6 protein-coding genes are annotated in these 14,580 nt (G+C 59.7%); 4 read left to right on the forward strand and 2 right to left on the reverse strand.

Annotated elements, in window-relative coordinates:
* Positions 1 to 2 precede the first annotated feature (2 nt).
* A complete protein-coding gene (locus HDF16_RS19450; RefSeq protein WP_184220462.1) occupies positions 3 to 7,841 on the reverse strand; it encodes a beta-1,3-glucanase family protein in 7,839 nt (2,612 codons plus the stop codon).
* Positions 7,842 to 8,299: 458 nt separating this feature from the next.
* On the opposite strand from HDF16_RS19450, the gene HDF16_RS19455 reads away from it, so the two are divergent.
* The gene (locus tag HDF16_RS19455) at positions 8,300 to 9,355 is read left to right on the forward strand and encodes a hypothetical protein (RefSeq protein WP_184220465.1); all 1,056 of its coding nucleotides are present in this window, start codon (positions 8,300 to 8,302) and stop codon (positions 9,353 to 9,355) included.
* Between the two features lie 78 nt (positions 9,356 to 9,433).
* A complete protein-coding gene (locus HDF16_RS19460; RefSeq protein WP_184220468.1) occupies positions 9,434 to 9,664 on the forward strand; it encodes a hypothetical protein in 231 nt (76 codons plus the stop codon).
* A gap of 69 nt (positions 9,665 to 9,733) precedes the next feature.
* Here HDF16_RS19460 and HDF16_RS19465 read toward each other — a convergent pair whose 3' ends face one another.
* Positions 9,734 to 10,033, reverse strand: coding sequence for an ArsR/SmtB family transcription factor (locus HDF16_RS19465; RefSeq protein ID WP_184220471.1), 300 nt, complete (start codon positions 10,031 to 10,033; stop codon positions 9,734 to 9,736).
* Between the two features lie 118 nt (positions 10,034 to 10,151).
* Here HDF16_RS19465 and HDF16_RS19470 point away from each other — a divergent pair, with 118 nt between their 5' ends.
* Positions 10,152 to 13,328, forward strand: coding sequence for an efflux RND transporter permease subunit (locus HDF16_RS19470; RefSeq protein WP_184220474.1), 3,177 nt, complete (start codon positions 10,152 to 10,154; stop codon positions 13,326 to 13,328).
* Positions 13,325 to 14,575: an efflux RND transporter periplasmic adaptor subunit gene (locus tag HDF16_RS19475; RefSeq protein WP_184220477.1), complete on the forward strand. Its 1,251-nt coding sequence runs from the start codon at positions 13,325 to 13,327 to the stop codon at positions 14,573 to 14,575. Before HDF16_RS19470 ends, HDF16_RS19475 begins: the two co-directional genes overlap by 4 nt.
* Positions 14,576 to 14,580 lie beyond the last annotated feature (5 nt).

The following is a 14,580-nucleotide window of genomic DNA, read 5'->3' on the forward strand; positions in this document are numbered from 1 at the left end:
CATCACCAGCCGATGCCAAACGCCATGTGCTGCGTATGCGAAGACTGGATCGTAGAACTGAAGCCGCTTGCGTCATCGTAGGGGAATCCGTATGCGAGTCCCTCGACGCTATGGTTGTGCCAGAACTGCGCGTAATAGTTTGCGGGTGCGGCCAGGTAGAAGTCTGCTGGCACGGTCCACTGCGCCGGAGTTTCAACTACATGGCGATTGAACGCCGCGCAGAGTTGCACCTCGATAGCCAGCGTTCCTCCTGCCTGTGGACCACCCTTACCGTTGTTGCCGTCGTTATTGAACACGCCATCACAAGCGAGGATCTCAGGTGTAGTCGGCTTGCCAACGACGTAGTTGCCTCCCACATACGCTCCGTTGTTCAGATTCTTCTCGACGAACTGGAACTGCGTGGCGGTCGTGTTGCCCACAAACTCACGACTGCCATTGTTCAGCGAAAGAGTCAGGGTGTTCGTAGCAAAGTAACTCCATACCGAGTTCACATAGCTGTCGAAGTACGTGTCGTTTGCCCCGCCCGCCGCAAAGGTGTCCTTCGCGGGCGCGGGAATTCGCAGGTTCGATACCGGATTGAGATGGAAGGCAGCCGGTGTCTGCGCTGCATACTCCGCATCGATCGTTGCGACGGACTCAGTGATGCCTGTCTGTCCGTGGTTGGTCACAACCCCGGCGACATTGATCTCCGGTGTCGCGTCCCAGACATCCAGCAGCAGCGGCAAGCCGAACTGGTCGACCTGCGTTGTGTTGACGAAGATATTCGGTGTGCCGTCCGCGTTCAGACCGGTCGTGAACTCGTACCAGTCGTAGTGCGTCTTGATGTTCGGATCGGTAGCGTTCTGCGGGTTCGCCCCGGCATATCCGAGGGGCGCTCCTGCCGGAGCAGGCATGATCGGCATATACATCGGGGCGCCCAGTGAGATGTAGACGCGCCCCGAACTCAGCGCGGGCAGCTTCAGCAGCTTGCTCTGTGCCAGCGTGAACGAATACGCGGGGTAGCTCTTGCCGTCGGGCCCGGTCAGGTGGTTCGCTGCCGTGTTATCGGCAACACTCGCCGCATGAACTGTCCCATCTGCGCCCACCCACGAGAGTGCATTTCCGTTTGCGGGATTGTTGCCGAGCACCTCAACGAAGATCTCGCTGTCGGGGTACGCTCCATTCGTGTTGTTGTTCAGGTCCGTTCCGATTGCTCCCGGATAGGTGACCGTCGACGGATTGGCAGTGCTCACCGTCAGAACCGCCTTCGCCGAAGGTGCGGATGCGATGCCGCCACTTGAGGCGACTACAGTGAAAGCGGCTGCGTTGTCCGTTGCCGTCGTTCCAGGCGTGGTGTAGGTGGCGGCCGTTGCGCCAGTGATCGGCGTACCGTTCTTCGACCACTGATACGTCAACGGAACTGAGCCACCCGTAGCGGACGCGGTGAATGTGGCCGTCCTTCCGATGGTCGCGGTCTGGCTCACGGGCGACAAGGTGATCGTCGGCCCAGCTGCCGTGGTGACAGTTAGCGTGGCGGCGCTCGACACTATCGATCCGCCGCTGTTCTTGACGATAACGGCAAACTTGCTGCCGTTATCCGTGGCTAATGTTGACGGCGTCGTGTAAGTGGCGCCAGTTGCGCCAGAAATGGCAACGCCGTTCTTCGTCCACTGATATGTGAACGGTCCGGTGCCGCCCGCTGTGACCGAGAAGGTCGCACTCGTTCCCGCAGAGACGGTCACGCTCTTCGGCTGAGCGGAAATCGTCGGCGCGGCTGGAGTCGGAGGTGCAGTCGCCAGCGTGCCCAGGACCTGGATACCGTTGAACATCGGTTGATCCGCCGCGCCTCGCGTAAAGGCGATCACGATCTGGCCGTTGACCGCTGTCACGTTAGCGATGGACTTCACCACAGCGGTGAACCGGGCTTTGCCCGCCGCGGAGAAGATATCGAAGTTCTGCAGTCCTGCGACTGGAACTCCATTGATCGCTACGTTGAACTCCCTTGAACCCGCAGTCGTGAAGTACAGCTCCGCGAAGTGCAGCACCACGGTGTAGCTATTGCCCGAGACCAGGCCTCCAATGGTGAACGTCTGGTTGCCCTGGCAGGCGCTCTCATAGACCTTCTCCGGAGCGGCACTCGACGCAATCGCAGCCGGAATTGTGATGATCTGGCCGGGGTCGAACTCCGACCCGGTGGGACATATTGTGTCCGCCGCATAGCCTGCTATCGCCGTGGGACTGCCCGCATCGATAGCAATACCGGTGGCCACAGGCACGCTCGCCACCGTTCCACCTTGTATTTCGATGCCGTTGAACATCGGCTGATCGGCAACCCCTCTTGTGAAGGCGATCGTGATCTGGCCGTTCACTGCAACTATGTTCGCGATCGACTTCACTACTGCCGTAAATCTTGCGTTGCCGGCAGCAGCGAAGATATCGAAGTTTTGCAGCCCTGCGACTGGAGTTCCGTTGATAGCTATATCGAACTGCCTCGAGCCTGCGGTCGTGAAGTACAGCTCCGCAAAGTGCAGCACCACGGTGTAGCTGCTGCCTGAGACCAGCCCGCCGATAACATACGTCTGGTTGCCTTGGCAGGAGCTCTCATACACCTTCTCCGGCGCGGCGATCGACGCTATGCCGCTGGAAATCGTGATCGACTGGCTGGGATTGAACTCCCCACCATTGGCACACATCGCGTCTGCCGCAAAGCTCCCAACTGCTACGGGACTGCCGGCGTCGATGGCAACCACATCGTTGCTACCGCCGCCGCCCGTGCCACCACTTGCGCTTACGGTAAGCACGGCCACGCTGCTGGTCGTAGACAAACCGCTAGCGGTCACAATCACGCTGAACTGCGCTCCGTTGTCTGCCGCGACCGTAGCCGCCGTAGTGTAAGAGCTTGCCGTTGCCCCCGTGATCGCCACGCCGTTCCTCCGCCATTGATAGCTCAGCGTTCCAGTTCCTGTAGCCACGACACGTAAGGTCGCGCTCGTACCTGCAGTCACCGTCTGGCTAGAGGGCTGCGTGGTGATGACAGGCGCAGTCGCTCCGCCACCACCGGTATTGCCTCCCACAGTCAACTTCACCGCGCTGCTCGTGTTGCTTCGCTCGCCGTTCTGCACGATCACGCTGAAGGTCGAGCCGCTGTCTACCGTCGCGACCGGCTGCGTGATGTAAGTCGCGGAGGTCGCTCCGGGAATGATATTGCCGTTCTCCAGCCACTGGTAGCTTGGCGACGGCTTCCCTGTCGCAGCCACAGTGAACATCGCCGACTGCCCAACCGCAGCATTCGCAGCCAGCGGTTGAGTCTGGATCGCCGCGGCCTGCGCCGACGATGTGCCCATGGTGCAGAACGTCTCGCCCGGCCAGTTGTTCGTCACCTTCTCTTCCACACTGCCGTCGAATCCTACGATCGCAGTCTGGCTTGCGTTGTTTGGGTCGAGCGTCGAAGTCCAGGTATTCCATGCACCGGGGAAAGCCTTTGACGAATTATTGATGCCACTGATGTCGAGCGCCTCCGCCTGGGTTGGAAGCCTCATGCCGATGCTCGAGCAATACGCCGCAGCGTCGACTCCCGTGAACTGCGAACCGATGACCGGGTTGGTCTTGACCGTGCTCGTCCACGTAAGCCCAAGCAGGTTATCGACGATCAGCGCCGGGTTGCTGGCACTGACGCTATAGCGCTCTGTCGTCGCCCCAAGCTGAGGGATGTTGTAGACCTGGAACTCCCACATCGAGTACCCGTAGTTGCCGCCTCGCACCTTCCCAAACATGCGAACGTAGCGCGCCTGGACCGTGGGGAAGGTAAGCGTCTCCGTCCCGCCCGCGCCCGAGTTGTTGGTTGTGGCGACGCTCCACACCGGGTTCGTGGTGGGATCAGCGCTGGTGTACTGGATCTGGTACTGTGCCGCGTAGGCCGCCTCCCAGGTGATGACGACCGTGTTGGACGGCTGTACCGACCCGAGATCGACCTGCAGCCACGAAGGGTCGACGCCTGCGACCGCCGATGTTGGCGGCGCGCCCGCGGTAGCCGAGCCCCATCGGCTGTTGAGATTGCCATCCACGGCGTTCTCCGCACCCAGGCAACCTGCGCCGGTAAGCGGTGGGGCGGTGGTTGCATCGTTGCAAGCGTTCTGCGTGCTGCTTGCAGTAGCCAGCTTGCCGAGTGCGAGGTTGTTCCCCGGAGGAGCCAGCGTGACCTTCGCTGCTGCGCTTGTCGCCGGAACGTTCGCTGCATTGTTCACCGTCACGGTGTACATTCCAACATTGGCCGAGCTCATCGCCGGGATCACGTAGGCGATCGCATTCGAAAGCTGCGTGTCGGCCTCGAGGATCGTCGCCTGGCCACCCTGCGGCGTGAACTGCCACTGATATGTGTACGGAGCGGAACCGGCAACGGTCGCGATCAACTTCACCGGCTGGTTCGTTGCGGCAATCTGGCTCGTAGGCTGGGTAAGGAAGCTTACGGGCGTCGCGGCATTGACCGTAATCACTGCGTTCGAAGACTGCACCTTGTTCAGCGGATTGCTCACAATCACGTAGAACGTATGCGTTCCAGCCGCTGTAAGCACCGGCGTCGTGAAGCTGTTCTGCGGGCCATTCGCTACCTGCGCGTTGTCCTCGTACCACGCGTAGTTCAGGGTCGGAGAGCCCGAAGCAACTACAGTCAGCGTCGCCGTCTGTCCCACGACAGCACTCTGCCAGGCCGGTTGCGTGGTGATGGCCGCATTCGCTGCCGCAATCACGCTGAGCGTCACTGGATTGGAGGTAACCGCGCCAAATCCGCTCGCGCTGGTGACCGTCACCATGAACGTCTCGTTGTTGTTTCCCGTCGTCGTTGCGGGCGTGGTGTAGCTCGTCGAGGTTGCACCGGCGATGGCGGTCTTCCCCGCGTACCATTGGTAGTTCAATGATCCAGAACCGCTGGCCGCGACGGTAAAGGTCGCCGGAAAGCCAGCCGTCACGGACTGACTCACCGGAGGCACGATGATGGCCGGTGGCTGCGATTGCACTGGTGGTGCGGGTGCGACAGAAGTCAGCTGAACGCTTCCAGTTGTAAGACCGGGTGCGGTTGCCGTCACGGTGACCGTACCTGGCGTGAAGGTGCTGCGAAGTGCGATCTTCGTCAGGCCACCCTCGAAGTTCAGTTCAGGATCGCCCGGCGAGTGAAAGAATGCATACGGAACGCCGTTGATGACGTTGCTGTTCGCCTCTGAGAACGCGTCCTGGTAGTAGTTCGTGAACAAGGGACTCGCGACAACCTGCTCCGTACCACCCATATACTTTGCCGGCCCGGTCACCGAGAAGGTGACGTTGTCGGCGGCTGTTGGAACGATGTTGCCCTGCGCGTCTTCAACCTCGGCCACCACAAAGGCGGCATCCGATCCATTCGACGTCCATTCGAAGCTGGTGCCATCCGGCTTCACCAGCCCGGATACCGCTTTGAGTACAATCTTGTTCTCTGCGCCCGCGGTCGTTCGCGTGTCGGTCGCGCTTGTCACCACGTTGCCGCTGTTGTCGATGCACTCAGCCGTTACCGTGCCCGCGACCCAGTTCACCATCCAATGCACCTGGCCCGGCATCACCGTCGTGCTCTGCGTCAGGTCGTTCTCCGACTGCACCGTCCACGGGTTGGGCGTCTGGTCCGCAAGCGTCGCGCCGGTCAGAGGATCCTTGTTCACACCATTGATCAGCAGTCGAACCGCGGGGCAGTTGCTGAAGGCGTTCTCCTGGATCGGAGTTCCCTGCTTGTACTCGTACGCCCTGTTCCAATGGTGCGCCAAGGCAACCACCGGCTTGATAGAAAACGGAACCCAGTTTGCCTGGTAGATGTAATAAAGCAGCTTCGGGAAACGGTTCTGGTCGACCATCGAGTATCCGAGCGATCGAACATAGTTCGACCTGTCGACCTTCTGGCCGGTCGTCGGATCGATCCTGTTGTCGACGATGTTCTGATACTCGGACCAAAGGCTTACCTCGCCCGGAGTATCGGCGAAGTACCACTGCGCCATGCCATAGGCGTTGTTCACGCGGCCTTGACGCCAGTCGTTCAGATAGGGCGCGGCGAACGCGAGTTCGTTATCGTAGGCAAGGCCTCGGCCCGTGCCGATGTTGTCCCAATACTCCGCGCCAAACGCGGGCTTCGTGGGATTGCTGTTCTTGATTCCCGACTCACACCCCGCGCCATCGCACTCCTGCAGTCCGACAAATTCTGCATAGGCGGGAAGGTAGGCACGCGTGGCCTGCTGGCGCGGATTGATGTTGTCCCACTCCGCTTCAAGCGTATACAACGTGTTCACAAGGCCAATATTATTTCCGCCATTGTCTTCTTCCCAATCAAGGATCGAAGGATGGCTGCGGTCGCGGATGATCATGTCGCGATGGATCTCGGCCTTCAGCGTCGTATCGTCCGCCGAGGGATTGGTGAAGCTGCCTTCGCCATCGCCGCTCGGCTGGTCGACCATGACTCCGTACGCATCGGCCGCTTCCACAAACTCTTCGCTACTGGTCGAGTGCCCCGGCCTCCAAACGTTGCCGCCGCTCGCAGCGAACTGCGCCACGTCGCGCCAGACCTGCTCGTCCGGAACCGAGGAGCCGAGCGCGGGATAGTCATAGCGACTCGAGGCTCCCCATAGATACGTCGCATGGCCATTGAAGTACGGCAGGTTGTTGTCCCATGTAATCGTGCGAATTCCAAGCGGACTCTGCGCCGAGTCGACCACCGTCCCATTGACGCTGACGACGTGGAAGACCTTGTACATATAAGGCTTCCCGAAGGTCGAGTTGTTCGGATACCACAGCGTTGGGTTCGGCACCGTGATCTGCTGTTGAAACATCGCCTGCGCCGTCGCAGGGAAGCTGGCTGCAGTCATCGGAGCGACCGACTGCGTGATCGGCGGAGCCGTCACAACAACATCGCCCTTCGCATCGACAATCTGCGTCGTCAACGTCACCTGTTGCGTCGTCGCAGACTCATTCAGAACATTCGTCTGGACCTCCACGATCGCCGAAGCGGCAGTCGCCGTCGCATCGGCAGCGGGAACGATCGATACCGTCCCGACATACGTGCCCCAGGTCTTTTGGTTGGAGTAGACGTTGATCGGAATATGGACCTGGTTGGTCACGAACATCTTCACATCGCGAAACAACCCCGCCATGGCCTGGCCGAATCGGAAGGCGCCGGAGAAGTTGGGCTGCTCGAACCACGTGCTTCCTCGCGATACATCGATGGCGATCACGTTGTCCGTCGTCCCGTCAGCATGCAGATACGGTGTGAGGTCTACAGCCACGGGCACGAATCCGATCACGTGCGTCGCCTTCGCATTGACAGCGACCGCGCTGATGCCTTGCAGCAGAGTTCCGTTGACGTAGATCTGCACGCCGGTGTGCGAGCCTTCAATCTCCAGCATGAACTTGCGCGCGGCAAGCTTCGGATCGATCTTGAAGTGAAGCCGGTACCAGTTATCATTGCCGGTCAAAGATCCTTGACCGCCGCCAGAGGTCTGGTTAATGAATGTTCGAGGAATATTCGCGTCGTAGGGCAAGCCAACTTGCTGCCACTTGGCGCTCGAGTCGCTGCTCTCCGCAAAACCCTGGATCGAGTAAGCCGTTTCATTGGCTGTGTTCTCGAACCACCAGTTGCTTTGCGGCGCATTGGAGGTCGACGCGGCGTTCGCAATGTACTCCGGCACGCCTGCGGCCAGGTCGATCGTCATCCGCTGCGACAGCGGCAGCGAAGACTCCACCTGCTGCGCGGTGGCTTTCAGTGAACACATCAAGACGACGAGGAGCAGCAGCGCGCTGGCCACCTCAATCACGTTAAACCTGGGAAGGACCACTACGCTTCTGCGAAGTTCTCTCATCGCGATGCCTTTCAGAACAGCAGTTAAGGGAGGAGTAACTGAAGAGATCAGAGAAACAAGGCGATGAAGGAACAATCTCCCGCAATACTAGTGCAGCGAACCGGTTCGACTACGAACCAGCCCTATGCAACTTTCGCGTTATCGAACCACTCGGCTACAACTCGGGCGGAGGGGTTGGATCGCGCTGCGCCTTGTGAATCGGTTGCGGCTCCAGTGCGAAAACTCACTATGGCAATGACAAGTCACACCCTAACCGTGCTCCCAATCCATACGGAAGGTTTGTTACGGTATCAGGCAAAAATTACCCGATGATTTGTAGCTACGGCCCTTGTATTGTTTTGTTTACAACGACGTATGATACGGTGGCTCCACTGAAGAGATTACCGTTGGCGGTCAAACAAGTGACCATTGGCGGGGCTGTTCCACCTGCTGTCTTGAAAGCTTTGGAAGGGCGTGATATGTCGACAACGGCTCTAAGTACGATTGCCGAAGAGGAAGCCAGCGCGGGCCACCCTACGTGGGATAGCCCCGAAGAGGTTCAGAAACAGTTAGAACGCGTGGCGACCAGCGTTCACTTTCGCAACAGCAAGCGCTATCCGGCTCTCCTTCGATACCTCGTTCAACAGAGCCTGTTGGGAAAGATGGATGCGCTAAAGGAACGCACCCTCGGCATTGAGGTCTTCGGCAGACCCGCCGACTACGACACCAACGCCGACCCGGTGGTACGCATCACGGCCGGCGAGGTTCGCAAGCGCATCGCGCAGTACTATCAATCTCCCGATCATGGGCAGGAGCTTAGACTGGAGCTCCCTCTAGGTTCCTATGCGTTGCGCTTCGTGCCTCCGCACGTAACCACGCCCACGTTCACACAGCCAACGGTGAAGAATGACTTCGAACTCACACCAGAAGCGCATCTATTGGGCAGCCCGCTCCCTATCGTCGCACCGCTGATTCCAGAGAACATCGCCTCTCTGCAGCAGCCACAGATACCTCCTGCAAATGCGAAGGGCTTCCCTCTTCGTTCAAGGCGTATGCAAACGATCCTCGCACTGGGAACACTTGTGGCCCTCGCGCTATGTTCCGTCGCGCTCGTCGACGTCGTGAACTCGCGGAGACAGGAAGCCGGCATGACGTACTTCTGGGGGCCAATACTTCGCTCCAAAGGGCCGGCAATGATCGTCCTTGGAGTTCACTCGTTCGACATCCATGGGAACGACTTCTCCCCGACAAGCCTCGCGCAACTCCCGGAGGGGGGAGAGACAGCGCTCTCTACCATGATCCGCTCGAACATGGTTTCGGTGAGCGATGTCGTCAGCTATAGCGAAGTCGTGAGCGTGCTCGCAAAGCATTCCCTTCCGCTGCATACGCAGAGCGCCGCAGAGACCACGATCGAAGAGTTTCGCCGCGGGCCGATCGTCCTGATCGGAGGCTTCGACAACATGTGGACCATGCGGCTCACCTCTTCCCTTCGCTTCCGATTCGTCGCTCTCAGTAATTCGCTGCACGAGATTTAAGACATCCAGCATCCCGCCTCGCCATGGCAGTTCGATAACTCACAGAGCGCTCTATCCACCACCCGCGACTACGCGATCGTGGCAAGGTTCTTCGATCCTCAGATCGAACAGCTAGTCATCGTCATTGCCGGCATCGGTAAGAGCGGCACCGAAGCTGCGGCAGAGTTCGTAACCGACAAAGAAGCCCTGCGAACCTGGATCGAGGCGCTGCCAGAACGAGATCACGAGAATGTTGAGATCGTCTTATCCACAGATCTCATCGAGGGTAGACACGGTCCGCCCCACGTCATCGCAAGCGACAGTTGGTAGTACATCGGCAAGAGCATCTTCGTCCCTCGCGCTACGGCAGCGAGATACCGCCAAACACTCTTCGCGCAGTTAATCGCGCCTTCCAGGCTTGCGACAAATATCGGCCATAAACGCGAGATATCTAGCAAATTTATCTGGGACAGCGCGGTAGTACACGTTCAATCCATCCTTGCGGAATGCAATCAACCCGAGATCCGCGAGCACCTTCAGATGATGGGACACCGTCGGACCGGAGATGAGGTGCTTCGCGCATATCTCGCCGCAGAACAGTTCATCGCTTTGAGATATCTGCGTGTAGATCGCAAGGCGGTTTGGATCGCCGAGTGCCTTGCCGATACGTGCCGCTTCAACATCCGTCAACTTGCCCATATTCACTCAGACGCATTCGCAGCTAATTCGATGCTGCTCGACAATCTCTGAATCCTACTAATTCGATACTCATCTAAGTATACGCTGACCCTTCGTAGCGAATGCTGGAGAGACCGATATGTGGATCGTACGACTTGCGCTCAATAAACCTTACACCTTCATCGTAGCGTCCATCCTGATTGTTGTGCTCGGCCTCTCGTCGATTGCCACTACGCCGACGGACATCTTTCCGAACATCGATATTCCAGTGGTCACGGTCATCTGGTCCTACTCCGGCTTGCCCGCAAAGGAGATGGAGCAGCGCGTCACCACCTTCAGCGAGTTCGTCATGGCCGTCGTCAACGACGTTAAGTCCATCGACTCGCAGACCGTTAATGGCGCAAGCGTCATCAAGATCTCCTTCCAGCCGCAGGTTCGCATCGACGCCGCCATGTCGCAGGTCGGAGCAGCCGTCAACTCCATCCGCTTCCGCATGCCACCCGGTGTAAATCCCCCGTGGATCCTGCGTTTCAGCGCTTCGACCGTGCCTATCATCCAGCTCTCGCTATCAAGTGACACCCTCTCTGAATCCGAGATCTATGACTACGGTCTCTTCCGCGTTCGCCAGCAGTTGACTACCGTTCCCGGCACGCTTCTGCCCACGCCCTACGGCGGTGTCGCTCGTCAGATCATGGTCGACCTAGACCAGAACGCTCTGCTCGCAAAGGGCATCACTCCCATCGATGTCACTGCTGCGATCAATGCGCAAAACGTCACCCTTCCATCAGGAACAGCGAAGGTCGGCACCAGCGAGTACACCGTCAGCACAAACTCAAGTCCCACCGATGCGCTGATGTTGAACGATGTGCCCATCAAAACAGTCGATGGCAAGCTCGTCTACATGCGTGACGTTGCACATGTTCGCGATGGCTGGTCGGTTCAGCGGAATGTAGCCCGCGCCAACGGCAAGCCGGCCGCTCTGCTCACCATCATGAAGACCGGCTCCGTCTCGACACTAGACATCGTCAACCAGATCAAAAACGATGTCCTCCCAGGCTCACGTGCCGCCGCGCCCAAGGGTCTGAAGATTACTGAACTCTTCGACCAGTCCATCTTCGTCAAGGCATCCATCGTCGGCGTACTTCGCGAGGGCGTCATCGCCGCCAGCCTCACTGCACTGATGATCCTGCTCTTCCTCGGAAGCTGGCGCAGCACGCTCATCATTGCCATCTCGATCCCACTCTCGATCCTCAGCTCCATCATCGTCCTCAGCGCCCTGGGCGAGACGATGAACACCATGACGCTAGGCGGCCTAGCTCTCGCTATCGGCATCCTCGTGGACGATGCCACCGTCACCATCGAGAACATCCATCGGCACATGGGCAAGCAGCCGCTCAAAGAGGCCGTGCTCATTGGCGCATCCGAGATCGCAACGCCAACGCTCGTATCGACACTCACCATCTGCATCGTCTTCGTCTCGGTCGTCTTTCTTACTGGCCCTGCGAAGTTCCTCTTTACGCCCATGGCGCTCGCCGTCGTCTTCGCCATGCTCGCGTCGTATGTTCTTTCGAGGACTCTGGTCCCCGTGCTCGTGAACTTCATGCTAGGCGCTGAGCATAACTTCGAGGGCGAGACTGACTTCGAAGCCGGCGTGCCCGCAAGGCGCTCCTTCTTCGGCCGCATCAACGACCGCTTCAACGAAGGCTACTTCTGGGTGCAGGAGCGCTACACCCGCTCATTGCAGTACCTGCTCGCACACCGCAAGCCCGCGCTGATCGCGTCGCTCGCCATCATGTCCACCGCGTTCCTTCTGCTGCCGTTCGTTGGCCGTGACTTCTTCCCTGCCGTCGACGCCGGCCAGATCAAGCTGCACATCCGCGCCCAGCCCGGAACCCGCATCGAGAGCACCAAGGTCCTCTTCAGCCAGGTCGAAGACCAGATCCGCACCATCATTCCGCCCGATGAAGTTGAGCTCATCATGGACAACATTGGCCTCACACCCGAGACCTTCAACTACGCCTTCGGTGATGGCGCAACCATCAGCAGCGCCGACGGTGAAGTCCTCATCGCGCTGAACCCCAAGCACCACGGCCCGACCGAGAAGTACATGAAGCAGATGCGGTCGCAACTGCAGAAGCAGTTCCCCGACCTCACGTTTTTCTTCCAGCCCGCCGACATGGTCACGCAGATCCTGAACTTTGGTCTGCCTGCTCCCATCGACGTACAGATACAAGGCTACGATCCCGCCAACTACGAGATCGCCCGCCGTCTGCGCGAGCGCGTCGCCACCGTACCTGGTGCGGTCGATGTTCACATGCACCAGGTCGTCAACGCTCCGGACCTTCACCTTGATATCGATCGCGTCCGTGCCGCGCAATTCGGGCTAACGCAACAGGACGTAGCCAACAGCTTGTACATCTCGTTGAGTTCGAGCGCGGCAGTGCAGCCAAATTTCTGGCTCGACCCCAAGATGGGTATCACCTACACCGTGGCCGCGCAGACACCGCAGTACAACATCGACTCCATCAACGCTCTGCGCAACACGCCCATCCCCATCCACACGCTCACCAACCGGACGGAGATCCTCGGCAACATGGCGACGCTCTCCCCAGCCGTCATGCCTGTCGTCATCAATCACCACAACGGCGCGCCGGTCTTCGACATTTACGCCAACACGCAGGACGACGACCTCGGCTCAGTCGCCGCGAAGATCAATCGCATCGTTACCGAAGAACGCAAGAGCTTGCCTCCAGGCACGAAGATCGTCGTCCGCGGCCAGGTCGAAAGCATGAACGAAGCCTTCAACCGCCTCGGCCTCGGCCTCGCCTTCGCGGCGCTGCTGGTCTACCTGCTGATGGTCGTCAACTACCAGAGCTGGCTCGATCCCTTCATCATCATCTGCGCTCTTCCCGGAGCCTTCACCGGCATCGTATGGGCGCTCTTCCTTACCCAGACAACATTCAACGTGCCCAGCCTCATGGGCGCGATCATGTCCATCGGTGTGGCCACCGCGAACTCGATCCTCCTGGTCACCTTCGCCAACGAGCTTCGCGCCACCGGCGTCGCCCCACTTGAGGCTGCGGTCACCGCCGGATACACCCGCCTGCGCCCCATCATCATGACGGCGTTCGCCATGATCATCGGCATGCTGCCCATGGCGCTCGGCATTGGCGAAGGCGGCGAGCAGAACGCTCCACTCGCACGCGCGGTCATCGGTGGCCTCAGCGTCGCCACCTTCGCGACGCTCTTCTTTGTCCCCTTGATGTTCACCCTGATTCACGGCAGAGATGCCGCCACGCCACAGGAGGCCCTATGACACAGCAGACTGAAACCACTCCGACGCAGCAATCGAAGACTGCCTCCGGCACCATCGTCCGCATCGCTGGAGCAGCCGTGCTCATCATCGCTCTTGTAGCTGTCGGCACGCTGCCACGTCTTGCGCGGCAGAAGGAAGCCCTCGCTGCCATGCGCGAATCGCCCGTCACGCATCCCGTCGTCACCACGCTTCACGCAAAGACCGGCGAGCCCACATCGACGCTGCTTCTACCCGGCAACATCGAGCCTCTCTACACCGCCGCCGTCTACGCCCGCACCGAGGGCTACCTCGAACGCCGCACCGTGGACATCGGCTCCAAGGTAAAGGCCGGCGAGGTCCTCGCAGTGATCTCCTCACCAGAGGTCGATCAACAGCTTCTCCAGGCCCGCGCGACACTCGCTCAATCCGACGCGTCATTGCAACAGGCAAAGGCCGCGCTAGAGCAAGCTAAGGCCAACGCCGAACTAACCCGCCTTACCAAGGAGCGTGACCTTCCGCTCGGACAAGAGCACGCCATCTCCCAGCAGATCGTCGATGAAGCCGTTCAGGCCCACAATGCACGTACCGCCGATGTAACCGCGGCCGAAGCCAACATCACTGCGGCCCAGGCCAACGTCACCGCCAACCAAGCCAACGTTGCCCGTCTCCTCCAGATGCAAAGCTTCGAGCGCATCGTCGCTCCCTTCGATGGCATCATCACCGCCCGCAACGTCGAACGCGGCGACCTCGTCACCACCGGCAGCTCCGCAGTCGGCAAGCCGCTCTTCAACATCGCGCAAAGCGGCTCGCTGCGCATTCAGATCGATGTCCCGCAGTCCGACGCCGTCAACATCGCAGACGGCCAGAAGGCTGTTATTGATGTGAAAGAACGCCTCGGTCGCGAGTACACCGGCACTGTCATTCGCAGCGCCGGCTCGCTCGATAGCGCCGCTCGCACCATGCTCACCGAGGTCCAGCTCGACAACCGCGACGGCTCGCTCCTCCCCGGCATGTATGCGCAGGTAAAGTTCACGCTCGCCGAGCCGCGCACCGCGCTCATCATTCCCACCAGCTCGCTCGTCATCGACCACAGCGGCATGCACGTCGTCACCGTCGCAGCAGATCGCAAGCTCCACTTCGTCCCCGTCACCATCGGTCGCGACCTCGGAGTTCAGGTAGAGATTCTTCGCGGCGTCGGCGCTAACGACACCCTCGTAGCCAGCCCCAGCGATCTCCTTCACGACGGCCAGGAAGTAGAAGTTCGCTGATTGCA

This window comes from Granulicella aggregans, from assembly GCF_014203275.1.
Classification (GTDB): domain Bacteria; phylum Acidobacteriota; class Terriglobia; order Terriglobales; family Acidobacteriaceae; genus Edaphobacter.